The sequence below is a fragment of the Methylophaga thalassica MP genome, assembly GCF_000214595.1.
Classification (GTDB): domain Bacteria; phylum Pseudomonadota; class Gammaproteobacteria; order Nitrosococcales; family Methylophagaceae; genus Methylophaga; species Methylophaga thalassica.
This window is the reverse complement of record NZ_AFIG01000003.1, coordinates 336,545-352,523: the sequence shown is the minus strand read 5'-3', so window position 1 is coordinate 352,523 and position 15,979 is coordinate 336,545. Positions and strand designations below refer to the sequence as shown.

13 protein-coding genes are annotated in these 15,979 nt (G+C 36.8%); 12 read left to right on the top strand and 1 reads right to left on the bottom strand.

What is annotated here, in order from left to right:
• Positions 1-24 precede the first annotated feature (24 nt).
• The 5 genes from MAMP_RS13240 to MAMP_RS13220 all read left to right on the top strand — a co-directional run bounded on the left by MAMP_RS13240 (position 25) and on the right by MAMP_RS13220 (position 7,327).
• Positions 25-1,785 carry a Wzz/FepE/Etk N-terminal domain-containing protein gene (locus MAMP_RS13240; protein WP_007146588.1) on the top strand — a complete coding sequence of 587 codons (1,761 nt, stop codon included), beginning with the start codon at positions 25-27 and terminating at the stop codon, positions 1,783-1,785.
• A gap of 33 nt (positions 1,786-1,818) precedes the next feature.
• Positions 1,819-2,661 carry a CpsD/CapB family tyrosine-protein kinase gene (locus MAMP_RS13235; protein WP_007146587.1) on the top strand — a complete coding sequence of 281 codons (843 nt, stop codon included), beginning with the start codon at positions 1,819-1,821 and terminating at the stop codon, positions 2,659-2,661.
• Positions 2,662-2,664: 3 nt separating this feature from the next.
• The gene (locus MAMP_RS13230; protein ID WP_007146586.1) at positions 2,665-3,555 is read left to right on the top strand and encodes an ExeA family protein; all 891 of its coding nucleotides are present in this window, start codon (positions 2,665-2,667) and stop codon (positions 3,553-3,555) included.
• Between the two features lie 148 nt (positions 3,556-3,703).
• The gene (locus MAMP_RS13225) at positions 3,704-6,052 is read left to right on the top strand and encodes a right-handed parallel beta-helix repeat-containing protein (RefSeq protein WP_139031938.1); all 2,349 of its coding nucleotides are present in this window, start codon (positions 3,704-3,706) and stop codon (positions 6,050-6,052) included.
• Positions 6,053-6,061: 9 nt separating this feature from the next.
• Positions 6,062-7,327 carry a glycosyltransferase family 4 protein gene (locus tag MAMP_RS13220; protein ID WP_007146584.1) on the top strand — a complete coding sequence of 422 codons (1,266 nt, stop codon included), beginning with the start codon at positions 6,062-6,064 and terminating at the stop codon, positions 7,325-7,327.
• Between the two features lie 117 nt (positions 7,328-7,444).
• Here MAMP_RS13220 and MAMP_RS13215 read toward each other — a convergent pair whose 3' ends face one another.
• Positions 7,445-8,593, bottom strand: a complete 1,149-nt coding sequence (locus MAMP_RS13215) for a glycosyltransferase family 4 protein (RefSeq protein WP_007146583.1) — start codon at positions 8,591-8,593, stop codon at positions 7,445-7,447.
• Between the two features lie 625 nt (positions 8,594-9,218).
• Here MAMP_RS13215 and MAMP_RS13210 point away from each other — a divergent pair.
• The 7 genes from MAMP_RS13210 (at position 9,219) to MAMP_RS16570 (ending at position 15,977) form a co-directional block, all read left to right on the top strand.
• Positions 9,219-9,998 (top strand): rhamnan synthesis F family protein, encoded by a 780-nt coding sequence (locus tag MAMP_RS13210; RefSeq protein ID WP_007146582.1) that lies wholly within the window; start codon positions 9,219-9,221, stop codon positions 9,996-9,998.
• 115 nt (positions 9,999-10,113) lie between these two features.
• Positions 10,114-11,469 (top strand): oligosaccharide flippase family protein, encoded by a 1,356-nt coding sequence (locus tag MAMP_RS13205; RefSeq protein ID WP_007146581.1) that lies wholly within the window; start codon positions 10,114-10,116, stop codon positions 11,467-11,469.
• Between the two features lie 27 nt (positions 11,470-11,496).
• Positions 11,497-12,420 carry a glycosyltransferase family 2 protein gene (locus MAMP_RS13200; protein WP_007146580.1) on the top strand — a complete coding sequence of 308 codons (924 nt, stop codon included), beginning with the start codon at positions 11,497-11,499 and terminating at the stop codon, positions 12,418-12,420.
• Positions 12,421-12,504: 84 nt separating this feature from the next.
• Positions 12,505-13,866 (top strand): O-antigen ligase family protein, encoded by a 1,362-nt coding sequence (locus tag MAMP_RS13195; protein ID WP_007146579.1) that lies wholly within the window; start codon positions 12,505-12,507, stop codon positions 13,864-13,866.
• 84 nt (positions 13,867-13,950) lie between these two features.
• A complete protein-coding gene (locus MAMP_RS13190) occupies positions 13,951-14,937 on the top strand; it encodes a glycosyltransferase family 2 protein (RefSeq protein ID WP_007146578.1) in 987 nt (328 codons plus the stop codon).
• A 1-nt stretch (position 14,938) separates the two neighbouring features.
• Positions 14,939-15,466: a serine O-acetyltransferase gene (locus MAMP_RS13185; RefSeq protein WP_007146577.1), complete on the top strand. Its 528-nt coding sequence runs from the start codon at positions 14,939-14,941 to the stop codon at positions 15,464-15,466.
• Positions 15,459-15,977 carry a serine O-acetyltransferase gene (locus tag MAMP_RS16570; RefSeq protein ID WP_007146576.1) on the top strand — a complete coding sequence of 173 codons (519 nt, stop codon included), beginning with the start codon at positions 15,459-15,461 and terminating at the stop codon, positions 15,975-15,977. The genes MAMP_RS13185 and MAMP_RS16570 overlap by 8 nt, the downstream gene beginning before the upstream one ends.
• The last annotated feature ends 2 nt before the right edge of the window (positions 15,978-15,979 follow it).

Below are 15,979 nucleotides of genomic sequence, written 5' to 3'. Positions count from 1 at the left end.
ATCTACAGCAAAGAGCAATAATAAATGGAAGAAGAAGTAAAAGGCTTAGGGGATTATCTTAATCTTCTCTGGCGCAGGAAGGTTTGGGTTATTATTCCTGCTATGTTGTTAGCCATAGCGACATTTATAGTGGTATTTTCACTTCCTGCCACCTATAAATCTCAGGGAACTATCCTGATTGAATCACAAGAAATTCCAAATGATTTAGTTCGTTCAACCGTCACAAGTTATGCTGACCAACGTATCGAAGTCATCAAACAACGATTGATGACGACATCCAGAGTGATGGAGATGGTTAGCAAATATGATTTATACAGGACTGAACGTCAAAAAACTGCAGCCACTTCAACCATCGTCGAGTTGTTTAAGTCCAATGTCAGTGTGGATTTAGTCCAGGCGAATGTTACCGACCCTGTAAGTGGTCGTGCAAAACGAGCCAGTATCGCTTTTACTGTCTCGTTCATGGATAAATCGCCTCAAAAAGCACAACAGGTCGCAAATGAACTGGTTACTGAGTTTTTGAATGAAAATGTCAAAGCTCGAACTGATCGTGCGGCAGAAACGAAAGACTTCCTGAAAGAAGAAGGAGATAAGTTTCAGGCAAAGGTGCGTGAACTGGAAAAACAAATTGCAGAATTTAAAGACCGCTATAGTGGCAGTTTACCAGAGTTATTACAGTACAATCTTTCAATGATCCAAAGATTAGGAGATGAACAAACCTCCAATCAAAACGAAATATTACTATTAAAAGATCAAATCACGACTCTGAGTTTGCAACTTTCAACTGTTCCAATGTATTTGCCTTTAGGTGCCACAGCAAGCAGCACGAATGAACCAAGTAGTTCTGAAGTGAGACTAGAACAATTAAGAATTGAATATAGCACCTTATTATCAAAATATGAGCCAACTCATCCTGATGTGGTAAGAGTCAAGCGACAAATTGATGCCTTAGAAAAAGAATTAGGCGTGACGGGCAATGATGCTCAAGTGATTCAGGCTGAATTAGAGCAGGCTAAAACGGAGTTGAATACCCTAAGTGAAAAATATGCTGATAGTCATCCTGATATAAAAGCGCAAAAAAATAAAATTGCTAGTCTTGAGGAGCGCCTTAAAAAAGCAGATAGTCAGCCGACTCAAACGAAACCATCTAATGATCGTTTGAATCCAGCCTATGTGCAGCTTAAGTCAAAAATTGACTCTACTGAGAATGAGGTGTCGAGGCTACGTAATAGGCAAGAAGAAATTAAAACCAAACTGGCCGAGTTTGAGCGTCGTGTTTCAGAAACATACCAGGTACAACGGGCTTATGATGAGCTGACACGTGACCATGAGAATACGGTCGCAAAATATCGTGAGTTACGCTCCAAGCAGTTACAGGCTGAGCTGGCACAAAATCTTGAGTCTGAAAATAAAGGTGAAAGCTTTACCTTGATTGAACCTCCTGCAGTTCCATCAAAAGCCGAAAAGCCTAACAGGCCAAAATTGTTAGTGTTGGGATTAGGCGCGTCAGTAGGTGCAGGGCTTGGTCTAGCCTTTTTAGTGGAGATGTTTTTTGGTGGTGTCAGAGGCTATACACAGGTGGCCCATATAGTGGGGAAATCGCCACTTGTTGTGATTCCTATGATTACGACCACCAGAGAGCTTGCTCGTAGGAAAACATTAAGAAACCGCTGGATTATAGTGGCTATCATCCTCGCGATAATTTCAGTCATTGCAATACATTTTTATGTCATTAATCTCGAAGTGCTCTGGTATCGGTTGATGCGTAAAGTCAGCTTGCTGTAATCGTGACGTTATACTTCTGAGTAGGAAATAAGAATGGATAGAATTCAAAAAGCCTTAGATAAAGCCAAGCAGAAGCATGCGGGGATCGAGGTCGAACCAGATAACACAGTCATTCAAACGGAGACACAGGAAAAGACATCTTTTCCCGAAGATCCGCTAGCGCCACCTCTACAGAATATTGAATATACACAGACAAAAGTCGTTAAAACACCTCAAAGTGTTTTAGAAAATAATAGAGTCATCGCTGGACACTACAATAATCCACAATCCGCTGTCTTCAGGATGTTGCGTACCCAGGTTCTGCAGAAAATGCGTCAGAATGATTGGCAGACAATAGCCATTACTTCCCCCACTGCGGGAGAGGGTAAATCATTGGTTTCAGCTAACCTTGCTGTAGCGATTGCCATGGAGTTAAACCAGACAGTCTTGCTAGTGGATATGGATCTGCGTAATCCATCCATTGCCAGCTATTTTGGACTAAATGTGGAAGCGGGCTTAAAAGAATACCTGGAAGACGATTTGTACCTCCATCATGTTCTGGTCAACCCTGGAATAGAAAGACTGGTTATCTTACCTGGTATGGGAAGGGCTGAAGACTCTGCCGAGTTATTGTCCAGTCCGAAAATGGCCTCGTTAGTGAAAGATATTAAGTCACAATACAATTCACGTTTGATTATTTTTGATGTACCCCCTCTATTACAAACGGATGATGTATTAATGTCCTCAAACTATTTTGACTGCACATTGTTAGTACTGGAAGACGGTAAAAACAATGAAGAGAACATCAAAAAGTCATTGCAGCTTTTAGAGGGCACGCACCTTGTCGGTACTGTTCTTAACAAGGCAGAAACACATCCAACCCATCAGAATTATTGATTCATGTATACAGAACATTTTGGTCTGAACTTCAAGCCATTTAACCTGGTACCCGACCCTAAGTTTTTATATCTTAGCCCAGTACATAAAAAAGCTCTGACCATGTTGGAATATGGCTTGATGAGTCAGGCTGGCTTTACTGTGGTCACCGGTGAAATTGGTGCAGGGAAAACAACCTTAGTGCGCTCCTTGTTAAACAAATTGGATGACGAATATCTCATTGGGCTGATCAATAATACCAGTGAGTCTTTCGGACAATTAATGGAATGGGTGTTGGATGCTTTGGAGATTCCCTCATCTGCTACTGATAATGCCGGGCGTTATCGTGACTATGTCGACTTTGTTATTGAACAACACGCTAAAGGTAAAAAAATTGTTCTGATCGTTGATGAAGCACAAAACCTATCGGTTAAAGCACTAGAAGAGTTAAGGCTACTATCAAATGTGAATATCGATGCTGATATTTTTATGCAATTGGTATTAACGGGCCAGCCTGAGCTCAGTGATAAATTAAACTTACCTGAACTTGAACAGTTCGCACAGAGAATAGGGGTTGAGTATCACTTGAGAGCTTTAAGTTATCCTGAAACGCAAAAATATATTGAGCATAGGATGGAAGTTGCAGGCGCTGACCATAAGATTTTTACCAATGAAGCCTGTGCTGCCATTTTTTGTTATAGCGAAGGTGTTCCAAGACGTATTAATAACTTATGTGATTTTGCTTTGGTTTATGCATTTGCTGACGACTCTAAAGAGGTGAACGTCAATACAGTGATTGACATGATCAAAGACAAACGATCATCTACGATTATTAAAATGAAAGAAAGCCAAAACCCTGATGTTAAACGTGTTCGTAGTTGGCTTCTAGAGCTTTACAATATTCATCTAGTATAATCTTTGCTGAATTAACCAAGATATACTTTTGCACAACTAATATTTTAATCTAAATGAGAACTCCATCATAAAGGAAGCTGGTATTCCGTGCATTATAGCGGTAAAGTAGTTTTTGAATTATCTGTTACCTGAGGTGCATGTTATGTATATGAAATATAAACTATTCTTAGTGTTTTTTGGCATGTTCCTGACAGCTGGTCAACTTTTTGCTGACTGTATCGTAACCAATAACAAATTTAATGAGTCATCACGAATTATCTTCGTCAATCCTTATAATGGTAGTGATCAACTGGCTAAAACTTATACACTGAACAATATACGGAATCCGTACCAAGCTAATAACGTAGCAGCTTTTGAAAGTATAGAAAAAGCCAAGTTATTAGCCAACGCCAGTAATGGTGATCTCATACTTATAAAAACAGGCCGTCAATGGACTAACTACCAAGCATGGGAAGATAAAAAGCTCTCGGATTTTAATAAAGAAGTCATGAAAGCAAATTCCCTAACTCAAGGGGAGTGTCAAGGGGAGTCTTTAACATGGGTGCCATCTTCTGTTATAGAAACCATACCTTCTGGTAATCCAAGCGCAACTGAGTATTCAAGTGGTAATGGTAGTGATTCAGTAACTCTGGCGAGAACACAAGAAACAGAATCTTTGAGATTTCCAAATACTCAAACAAACGATAGATATTCTGATGATCGCTCTGCAAGCACAACATCCAGTTCAAGTACCAGCAATAATAGATTTAGCAGAAACAATAGTGGTGGTGGAAGTAGTAGTCAAGCTTCATCGGAAACTACACAATCTACACGTCAAAATCTGATAGAAAAATCATCAACCAGGAACTTTAGAAACAGTGTGTCAGAAAAACTGACTTTAAATGATACCGACGCTACCTCCGATAATAATCAATCTGACTCAGTTGCTGAGACTGTCACAGATGTTGTTGATAGCAGTAACTATCCTCAATGCGAAGTAGATGCCCCATGGAGAGCGGCCATACAAACTTATCCACAAGATAGCAATGGTTGGTCAATTATAACTCCTGATAGTGAAACCAGAATAGTTTATGTTAGCTCAACGGACGGAAATGATAGCACTGCAAAAACATATCTCAGTGCTGAGTTGGATAATCCATTCAATCCAAAAACTATTCAACCATACAAAACGATTGAAAAAGCATACGAGCAGATACGAGATGGTAAGCCTGATTGGATATTATTTAAAAAAGGTGATGTATTTGAACTGAAGAACAAAATCTGGTTGAAATCAGGTAAATCACAAGCAGCTCATCTTGTTTTTGGTGCTTATGGTGACAAAGGAACAAAAAGGCCGATAATAGATTCATATACGGCAGACGTAATGCAGGGTATTAAGGATAGAAGTTTCATTACTGTCGTTGGCATTGAGTTTTACGCAAGTGGGCGAGATCCTAAATCTAGTAGTTTTGTAGGATGGACAGGTGATTTACAATCGCCAGTTGTATTTGCGAATGTGAGTGGTAAGTTTGTTCAAGGTCTGCATTTTGAAAATAACCGTTTTAACTTCTTTGCAGGTACCGTAGTTCTTGGTGCGATGACCGGAGCTATAAATCAGAATATTGTAATTAGACGAAACCAGATATTGAATTCATATAGTACTAAAAGTCATTCTCAAGGGATTTTTCTCAGTAAAATCAATTCGGCTTTAATAGAAGAAAATATTTTCGATCATAATGGTTGGTATCAACAAAGACCCTTAAATGTTGCAATTAATACAAAAGATTATGGCTATGCCACATTTTTCAATCACAATGTATATATCGAAAATAGCTCAAATTTGATCATCGAAAAGAATTTGTCATCTCGATCCTCAAGCATTGGCATGAAATTTACATCGAACTCTGATTCTGCTACGAAAATTGATGCCATAAATTCATACAATATCTTGCTTAATAAAAATATAATAGTTGAAGGTGAAGTTGGGTTTTCTATTGGTGGAAATACTGACTTCGATAATGGTTACCGATGGGATAACATCCAGATAACTAACAATGTGTTATCAAATATTGGACGCACACAACCTACTAATAGAAATATTGCATTTAATATTGAGGCAAATGATTGGCAGTCAGGGCTGATATGCGGAAATACTGTTTCTGATAATGCTGCTGAGCTCACTAATACATATGGTCTGAAGGTAATTGGTCATACTAGAGATACTCAAATTGTAAATAACAATTATGTAAATCTTGGAATTGATAAAGATTCATCCGTACTTGACTCAGCAGAGAATGTAACAGGAAGTAACAATATCTACTTATCAAAAGTTGATAATGTAAATTTATTGGATATGTTTGTTGCAAGCCAAGGGTTTTCAGATTATCAGTCTTATGTACTTTCAGTGTTGAATAACCTTAAGAACAATCCAGAATCTTACTATAATGTCGACAATATCATTAACTACATTAATGCTAAGACTATAAATGTAAAACAAACTTTTGAGTTAAAGGAATAAATTAAAAGAATGAAAGTTTTGATCTTGGCAGAACAGTGTAACCCAGAGTGGCCTTCTCTTCCAATTGTAGGATATAAAGCATCAAAAGCCATAGCTGAATTAATCGACTGTACGGTTGTAACTCATATTAGAAATAAAGCAAACATAGAGAAATCTGGATTTCATAATGCAGAAATCATCTATATTGATAATGAGTATATTGCAAAGCCTATATATAAACTTTCTAAGTTTATACGAGGTAACGAAGGTGGGTGGACAACGGCTATGGCCTTTAATTATCCTTCTTATCTTGCCTTTGAATGGGAAGCATGGAAGCTACTCAAAGATAGAATTAATGCTGAAGAGTTTTCTTTAATTCATCGTGTAACGCCTATGTCACCCACTCTTCCAAGCATAATTGCCACAAAAACACATACTCCATTTGTTCTCGGGCCTCTTAATGGTGGTTTGAAATGGCCGGAACACTTTTATGATGAGAGAAGTAAGGAAAAAGAGTGGCTTTCTCCAATAAGAAATATATATAAATATTTACCATTCAGGAAAACAACATTAAGAAAAGCTACCTCTATACTTGCAGGATTTCAACACTCTATTGATGACTTACCCAATGAATTTAGAGAAAAGATAATTAATTTCCCTGAGGTAGGAATTGACCCTAAACTCTTTAATAATGACTCAGAAAGAACTTATCAGAAAAAAAAGAAGATCCTCTTCGCAAGTAGATTAGTTCCGTATAAGCTTCCAGATGTTGTGTTGCAAGCATTCATTTCTAGCGAACTTCTTCAGCAGCATGAGTTAGTCATCGTTGGAGATGGGCCTATGCGAGAAGAAATGGAGAAAAAAGTTAAAGACTACCATTTAGAGCATGTAATTAAATTTGTAGGCTGGAAAACACAAGCTGAAGTAAGCCAGTATATGCGAGAGTGTGCTATTTTTGCATATCCAACAATTCGAGAGCTAGGGGCTGGAGCATTAGTAGAGGCTATGGCTTGTAAAATGACACCTATTGTTGTCGACTATGGTGCTTCTGCCGAATTGGTTGATCAGACAAGGGGGATTAAATTGCAATTAGCTGATAAAAATGAAATTACCAAACAAATGATATTCGAGCTAGAAAAACTAGTTAGTGATAATTTACGTTTAAAAGAACTATCAAATAACGCCTATAACCATGTTATGACATTTTATGCATGGCAAGCTAAAGCAAAGAAAAGTTTACAAGTTTATGACTGGGTACTAGGAAATAGCTCAAAAAAACCCGTTTTCTGGGAATAAAACTTATTTCAAAATGACTTAATGTTAATAGATTTATTTCCATAGGTGTTCAGTCGATAACTTATTCAAAGGATAACTAGTAAATATTTATTAAGTCGATTAAAAAATTATTCAAAATCAGCCCTTATTTCGTCTTCCGACGGTCATTCCGGTTTCTATTATATGTTCCGCCCATATTGTCCAGTTTAGTCTATCTTCATACTCTTTTCGGGATGACTTTGATAAATCGAGATAGAGTTTTTTATCTGAAAATATCTTGTGTATTAAACTGGCATATTCGTTTGCTGTTGAATCTATATTAAATAGAAATCCATTTTGCCCTTCCTTTACAAGTGTTGGTATGCCACCAACATTGGTAGTGATAGCCGGTACACCAAAAGCATTTGCTTCAGCAATCACCATGGGGGTGCAATCTGCTTTTGTTGGAAGTAATAAAAAGTGAGCTTTGCTAAGTATTTCAAAATACATTGCTTGATCACTTTCACTACTCTTATTCACATATTCAATTATTCTGATATTGTCAATATTACGAGTTTGTTCCGGGTTTGCGCCAATTATCGTTAGATCCACGTTATAACCCCAACTAACAAGAATCTTAAATGCAGATAATACTTTTTCACCTCCTTTACGTTCCCAATCTCTTCCAACAAACAGAATATTTAATTTGTCCGAATAATTTTTATTTGGAATGGTTTCGGGGGCAGTACTCATATTCAATCCAAAAGGGATTGTTAAAAACTTTTTCTGATCGAATTCACCGTACTCAGTAGATGCGAGTTTTCTCATATAATCTGATGAGTAAATGACATAAGTAGCGTTTTTTATTGCCGTTTGTTCAGTAACAAAAGCATTATCTGGAATATCCCATTGATAGAAGTCTTTCAGAAAACTTGGAGTAGCATCAGTAACAAAGAGGATTGCTGGGATACTTGGGAGCTTACCAATTTCTACGATGAGGTGACTGCAAACTGGAGCAACGATGAAATCGAAAGTATTTTCTTTGAGTTCTTTTTTTATTGCTTCAAGAAAAAAATATTGTTCAATCAGATCAACTTTCTCTCTAAGCTTTGAAGAAAAACAAAAAAGTTTTCTCAGTAATTTGCTTGCTTGACTAATGAGGCTTTGTTTTTTTAAATATTTTTCTCCTAACAAATGCACTGCGACATTTTTAGTTTTACAGAGTGCATTAAACATATAAAAGCCTGTACCACTGAAACTTTTTACATCATGCGGATTGTCGTGTACTAAGTAACCGATTTTGATCATATAGTTATTCAAATTTGAGTTAGGTGTGATATTGAAATTCACTAATGGAAGTAAATTTTATACTTACATTAGTGAGCATTAATTTTGGTAGCATTAAGAAAAGCTAATAAACATTACTAGCTTCAATTTTCAAAAATTTGTCGAGTATATTTTCTGAAACCAATAACGTCGCCTATATTGAGATTAGATCTCTAATTTATCATTATCAGCAATACTGACAAACGATTAGCTATCATTGTAAATACCCCTTGTTAAACTTTTGACTACAGTGGCAGTGAGCACTTAATAATGATTCAGCTAAAAAATCGATACTTTTGGGTTGTATACGACTTATACTCATAACAAAATTATGCTTATATATTACTGGTGTGGTTAGAGTATGGCTAATATACTTTAAAAATTACTGAGAGAGTTTTGCGTTACAGACTCTTGGTTACTAGAATAATTAAACACATTTAGTAGGAAATGCCTTACTGTTATTGAGTTTTAGTTATATTGTTGAAATTCATTTTATGTGCTTTTAGGTAAGTATGTTGCTTATTTTGTAACTTGCATAATGGCTGAATCAAAGATTTATAAATATGTGGTTATCGTATATTAGTAATCAGGTTTTAAGTGGCTACCGATGAATAGAGTTAAAGTTATATTGGCAGATTGGAATGGTTACTCACTTAAAAGAAAAAAGGTTTTAGGTCGAAACAAAATCAATTGTGGACTTGGTAGGCTTCTTAGAGCAATTAATAGCCAGAACTCTGGGGTTGATTTCGAACTTTATCTGGTTATTAACACTGACAAGCTAGTTCCCGATTCAGTATTTGCTTCAATATTCGGTAAAAGAAGTGTTCCAAAGAAGAAATATATTTCATTGAAATCTAAGTATCCATTTGTTAAAAAAATCTTTTTCAGAAATAATCAAGGCATGGATATTGGCGCATACGATTATGGGTTAGAACTATTGAGAAAGGAAAATTATACTGGAGATGTATTGTTCTTAAACTCATCAGTTGTTGGGCCAAAAGACGATAATTGGTTGAAAAAATATCAATTATTGTTTTATAAAAATGACAGCACTGGAATGTGTGGTATTTCACTGAATTCGCATAATACAATTAGTGATGAAAAAGCATTCATGCCCCACATACAGTCTTTCTTCCTCTATACAAACATGGATGTACTTGAGCATGTTTTCCCTGATGGATTCCTCGATAAAAGTATTAACTACGATAAACAAAAACTGATTCTAGACGGGGAAATTGGTATCAGTACGAGAGTGATCAATGCGGGTTATTGCATTACAGCAAGCTCGTTCAGTGATTTTAGATATTTTGCTGGAGATAAATGGGGCATTCCTGAAGGCGATATAAGATTCACCGACGAATACAAGCATTTAATTAATAAAATATGATTTCATGATTAGAATTAGTGAAACAGTTTTGAGCTGAAATCTGAATAATAATTTGTCATATGCGATATGGTTTTGCAATTAAGGCATAATAAAAACATGGATAATTCTACACATAATGTCTACACAAGACCTTGATACAAGCTCTTCAAGCCTGAGAAAAAAAGCAATTAACAGTTCTGTCTGGGTCGTTGTTGGATATGGCATATCTCAATCTTTGAGACTTGTTAGTAATGTTCTTCTAGCTAAACTACTTTTTCCAGAAGTATTTGGATTAATGATGCTTGTAAATGTCTTTATACAGGGAATAAGTATGTTTTCTGATTTGGGGACCGGGGCTAGTATTATTCAAAATAAAAGAGGAGCGGATCCGGATTTTTTAAATACAGCATGGACATTGCAGATAATACGTGGGGCGATTATTTGGGCCGTTGCATGTTTATCGAGTCCAATTTATGCGAGTATTTTTGATGAACCAAGATTGATAGATATAATCCCCATCGCTGCTCTATCAGCCATCGTTTCAGGTTTTTATTCGACATCGATAAGTTCAGCGAATCGCAATTTAAGTTTGAAACGATACACCTTAATGGATCTGTCTTCACAACTCCTCGGTGTGGTTGCCACGCTATTATGGGTTTATTTTAGTCCTACGGTCTGGGGTTTAGTAGCAGGAAGTTTAGTAGGGGTATTTGTTAAGCTAGGTTTGAGCCACTTTTTATTAGATGGGATCCAGAACAAATTCAGATGGGATAAATCTGCTATATATGAGCTTTTTGGCTTTGGAAAGTGGATATTTCTGAGTACTGGGGTGACATTCTTACTTTCACAGATAGATAGAGTGCTATTTGGATACTTCATGGGTACGACAATGCTTGGGGTTTATACCATAGCAGCAATGTTTAACATGGTTTCACAAAATGTTATCCAACTTATCAGCAATAAAATATTATTTCCCTCTTTTGCGAATATTGCTAGAACAGAAAATATATCCAATGTTTGTGTGACCTTGAGAAAAACACTCAAGTTGATGGTTTTGAGTGCATGGACTATTTCTGTTGCTATGATGACCCTAGGGTCTGAGTTGATAGGAATACTTTACGATCAAAGATACTCTGATGCTGTTTGGATGTTAAAAATATTGCCATTATCAATGCTAATTGGTGTGTTATCGATGTCATATCAAAATGTTATTCTTGCATTAGGTCATCCAAAACTACTTACTATATTGAATACAACCCAAGTTCTCGTTCAGATCACATCAATAATCTGTGGCTATTATTTATTTGGAGTATTGGGGTTAGTGATAGGTTACACATTTGTAACCTGGTTTATGTATCCTCTAAATGCCTATTTAGCATACAAAAAAGGAATATGGCAACCAGATATAGATATTATTTTTATATTGATCGTTATAGCATTCACAATATTTTACTTCTCTTTTTATAGTAACGAGTTACTTCCAAGCGTTTAAATCATTAACTGTTTAATGGAAACCATCATGTCTTATAGCCCCTTAGTGAGCATTATCATCCCTTGTTTCAACAGAGAGCGTTATATCCAAACCGCTATTGATAGCGCAATGTCTCAAACTTATGGAAATATAGAAGTTATAGTTGTTGATGATGGTTCTACAGATAATTCTGTTTCTGTAATTAGCTCTTTGTATGGTAGTAATGTCACTCTCATTACACAGAAAAATAAAGGTGTGAGTGCCGCTCGAAACACAGGTTTTAGAGCGGCATCGGGGGAGTATGTTGTGTTTTTAGATTCAGATGATTGGATTTCAGAGGATCTTATTGAATGTCATGTGAAAATGGCCAGAACATACCAAGAGGTTGATATATTTTGTTCAGACTTTAAAGGTGTGGATGAGAAAGGTGAGATTGGTCCACTAAATCGAATCAATTGGCCAGATGAACCCGGCACACCAGTAGAGTTATTTCTTTTGTATCCACCCCCATTTCCTGCCTGCGAAATGTATAAAGCCGCTACAGTAAGAAAATTTGGTGGTTATGATGAAGACATGAAGGGATTTGCTGATTCTACATTAAGGCTCAATATTATTTTGAGTAACGGTAAGGTAGTAAGAACTAAAGGTGGCTTTGGTGTCTATAGACGGGTTGAAAATTCCATAACAAAGTCTGGTAGATTGCACTACTATGCAGTCAAATTAATTAAGAAATTACTTGAACATCCTGAAGTTCAATCCGATTCTAAGCTTAAAGAGTTAATCAATTTAAGGTTAGTTAGACACAGACTTCGCATCTGGAGAGATGTTCTTTCTTTTCATACACAATTCAATGTTTCCTCGATTCCAAAATTTCTATTTCACTTATTTAACACAATGAAAATGGACCCTGGTTATCTTCTTTTTATAGTGACATACAAACCATGGAAAAAGTCAAGCGATGCAGTATTCTAAAAGCGCATTGGTAGATGAGTGAATATAGGCAAACATGTCGCCTTGTGAAGCTTATTGAATTATTTTCAATCCCGATTTAATAATATGACACCTAATAATTTTGCTTACCTTGTAATGGCTGTTTGGCCATTTGTAACATTTGTGCTCTTGCGCAATTATGGGATCGGGAAAGGTGCACTGTTAGCGCTATTATGTTCTTATATGTTCTTGCCCGCTCGCATGTCGATAGAAATCAGTGGCCTGCCAGACTTGGACAGGTTTCTAATCACTATATTGACCATAATAGTGTATATGCTGTTCAGTGGGTCATTATCTTCATTAAATTTACTAAGTCGAGTGTATAAAGTACTTTTATTTATACTAATACTATCACCCATTTTTACGGCTTTGAGTAATCAGGAACGTTATCTCTTTTTACCTGGTTTGACCTTATATGATGGAATAAGTAGCTCAATAACTACATTACTGAATTTTTTTCCTTTTTTTATAGGAGCTACTTATTTTCGTGAGGAAAATCAACAAATATATTTATTCAAAACTTTTGCTATAGCAACTTTTGTCTATGCATTCTTGGCCCTTTATGAAATAAGAATGAGTCCACAATTACACAGCATGATATATGGTTATTTTCCACATGCATGGGGGCAGCAATACCGTGATGGTGGGTTCCGAGCCGTAGTATTTATGGGGCATGGCTTATTAGTTGCAATGTTTTTCGCCGTGGGGGTAGCTGTTTGGACTTGTATGTTCAAATTAAAAGTTAAGGTATTTAGATTTAAAACAGGCTCAGGATTATTAGTTGTTTTTCTTACATTGCTTTTATCCAAAAGTCTTGCTGCATTGCTTTATGGCTTGTTAGCGTTCGTAGCTATAAAATTTTCCAGTCCAAGAAAAATAATTTTAGTTTCAGTGTTGATTACTATTGTGTTTGTTACTTATCCAATATTATCAGCTACTAAAATTTTCCCTCATCAGGACTTAGTTGAACTTGCTGCTTCTGTAAGTGCTGATAGGGCTGGTTCATTGCAATATCGGTTTGATAATGAACATATTTTATTGGAGCATGCTAATGAAAAGCCCTGGTTCGGCTGGGGAGATTGGGGAAGGAATCGAGTGTTTGACCCAGAGACTGGTCAAGACATTAGCACAACAGATGGTGCATGGATAATATCAATTGGTGTTTCAGGATGGATTGGGTTTTTGTCTACTTTTCTTTTTATGATTATTCCGATTTGGTTGATTTTTAGTAAAGATAAACGAATCAAATCTATGCCTATTCAGAGCCAGTACCTTATCTCTGCGCATTCTCTTGTTGTAGGATTAATTATTATGGATCAGATGCCAAATGCATCAATCAACCCTTTATATTGGTGCGTGATCGGTAGCCTAGCCGGTAGAGTTCACGATTTAATATCAACTAAATACTCAATAAGTCAAACTAGATAATTCTGGCAAACACGCTATGTAATTAGTTATGTATGTGTCTTGTCAATATCAATATTGAAAAGTAAATAATAACTGAGGGTAACCATGTCACAAATATTGGACGTTAGGACGTTAGTCTCTATCGTAAACTACTGTACAGCAGAACATGTTTGCAACTTACTTCCACGGTTAATTGAACAGATTGATATTGATTGTGATCGAATCATCATAGTTGACAATATGTCGCCCGACGATTCATTTGCAAAGATAAAGTCTTTTGTTTCGGAGTCGCAATATGACCAATATGTATTGGTCGTCCTTGCCGAGAGAAATGGCGGCTTTTCTTATGGCAACAATTTAGCAATAAAAGAAGCTAAAGATAAATTTATGAATTCTCCTGAATATGTATGGTTGCTTAATCCTGATACAAGCCTTTTAGATGATGCTTTAACTAACCTGCTTAATTTCGCTGAGGAACATTCTAGAGCAGGCATTATCGGTAGTCGTCTAGAAGATGAAGCTGGTCGGCCTCAACGTTCTTCATTTAGATTTCATTCCCTGAAAAGTGAGTTATTATCTGGTCTAAGGTTAGGGATCACAGATAAACTGTTCCATCGATATTTAGTTTCTTCGAAAGACATCCCATCTCAGCCTGAAGTTGTTGATTGGTTAGCAGGAGCAAGTATGTTCATTCGTTACTCCATCATTGACGATATTGGATTAATGGATGAAAACTATTTTCTTTACTACGAGGAAACAGACTACTGTTTACAGGCTCAAAGGTCAGGTTGGCAATGCTGGTATGTTCCCTCGAGTCGTGTAATCCACTATGTGGGACAAAGTACTGGGATTGTAAGCGGTGATAGTCTTCGAAGAAGGCGTCCAAAATATTGGTTTCAGTCACGTCAGTACTATTTTCTTAAGAATTATGGTTTTTTTTATACGATATTGGCCGATTTGTCGTGGGGAGTTATGTTCACAATCCACAAGGTTTTAGACATGATAAGACTCCGTTTTAAAAATGATACTAAGTATTTATGGCTCGATTTTTGGCGAAATAGTATTTTCTTTTCATGGTTAGATAGGTTGTAACATGTTTTTCTCCAATATCAGGGATGACCGTAAAGCGAATAATAAAGCGATTAACCTCGCTGGTTTTAGAACATTGACTGTTTATCGCTTTGGTCGTTGGCGTATGTCTGTTCAACCTCGCTTTTTAAGGGTAGGGTTGAGTCTGATATATCGGATGATGGAGAGGCATGTTCGCTTCAAGTATGGCATCGAACTTCCCTATACAGTTCAGCTAGGGAAATGCGTCGTTTTTGAGCACCAACACGGCATTGTGATTCACGGTAATGCCAAAATTGGCGATGGATGTACTATTCGACAAGGTGTCACTATTGGAAATAAAAGTCTTGAATCGCCATTCGATGCGCCGGTTATCGGCAATTATGTCAATATTGGTGCTGGAGCTAAAATACTCGGTAAAGTGACTATTGGCCATCATGTCACTATTGGAGCCAATGCTGTTGTAACACATGATATACCTGATTACGCAGTTGCTGTTGGTATTCCAGCGAAGGTAATAAAAATAAAATCAGAAGTGAGGATAAATGAATAATATCTCAGCTGAAGTACCTGACTGGACACGCGAACAGAGTCAATGTTTTTGGTCACCTTCCAAAAAATTATTACGTGCCACACGAGACTATCAGAAATATACAGCCAACACGGGATTTTTGAATAAATTATTAAAGAAACTAGCTGTTTTACGTCACAGGTTCTGGACGGTGATTACTGGAGCTGATATTCCATTGAATTGCCAGATAGGTGGCGGTGTGTTGATTCCACATCCAAATGGAATTGTTATTCACTCTGCAGCTATGATTGGGCCTAATTGCCTGATTCATCAACAAGTCACGATTGGCGTTAAGTCTAGCAATGACGGCGCACCTATAATTGCAGGACATGTAGATATTGGGGCAGGTGCAAAAATAATCGGGCACATCACTATTGGCAAACATGCTCAGATTGGTGCTAATGCAGTAGTAACGAAAGATGTTCCAGACTTTGCTATTGTTGCTGGTGTACCTGCGAAAGTCATTGGTTCGACAAAAGAAATGGATAGTTGATT

What these genes read in the sequence shown, in the direction of transcription:
- MAMP_RS13240 (WP_007146588.1), top strand. Translation starts at nt 25, where the DNA reads ATGGAAGAAGAAGTAAAAGGCTTAGGGGATTATCTTAATCTTCTCTGG.
- MAMP_RS13235 (WP_007146587.1), top strand. Translation starts at nt 1,819, where the DNA reads ATGGATAGAATTCAAAAAGCCTTAGATAAAGCCAAGCAGAAGCATGCG.
- MAMP_RS13230 (WP_007146586.1), top strand. Translation starts at nt 2,665, where the DNA reads ATGTATACAGAACATTTTGGTCTGAACTTCAAGCCATTTAACCTGGTA.
- MAMP_RS13225 (WP_139031938.1), top strand. Translation starts at nt 3,704, where the DNA reads ATGAAATATAAACTATTCTTAGTGTTTTTTGGCATGTTCCTGACAGCT.
- MAMP_RS13220 (WP_007146584.1), top strand. Translation starts at nt 6,062, where the DNA reads ATGAAAGTTTTGATCTTGGCAGAACAGTGTAACCCAGAGTGGCCTTCT.
- MAMP_RS13215 (WP_007146583.1), bottom strand. Translation starts at nt 8,593, where the DNA reads ATGATCAAAATCGGTTACTTAGTACACGACAATCCGCATGATGTAAAA.
- MAMP_RS13210 (WP_007146582.1), top strand. Translation starts at nt 9,219, where the DNA reads ATGAATAGAGTTAAAGTTATATTGGCAGATTGGAATGGTTACTCACTT.
- MAMP_RS13205 (WP_007146581.1), top strand. Translation starts at nt 10,114, where the DNA reads ATGTCTACACAAGACCTTGATACAAGCTCTTCAAGCCTGAGAAAAAAA.
- MAMP_RS13200 (WP_007146580.1), top strand. Translation starts at nt 11,497, where the DNA reads ATGTCTTATAGCCCCTTAGTGAGCATTATCATCCCTTGTTTCAACAGA.
- MAMP_RS13195 (WP_007146579.1), top strand. Translation starts at nt 12,505, where the DNA reads ATGACACCTAATAATTTTGCTTACCTTGTAATGGCTGTTTGGCCATTT.
- MAMP_RS13190 (WP_007146578.1), top strand. Translation starts at nt 13,951, where the DNA reads ATGTCACAAATATTGGACGTTAGGACGTTAGTCTCTATCGTAAACTAC.
- MAMP_RS13185 (WP_007146577.1), top strand. Translation starts at nt 14,939, where the DNA reads ATGTTTTTCTCCAATATCAGGGATGACCGTAAAGCGAATAATAAAGCG.
- MAMP_RS16570 (WP_007146576.1), top strand. Translation starts at nt 15,459, where the DNA reads ATGAATAATATCTCAGCTGAAGTACCTGACTGGACACGCGAACAGAGT.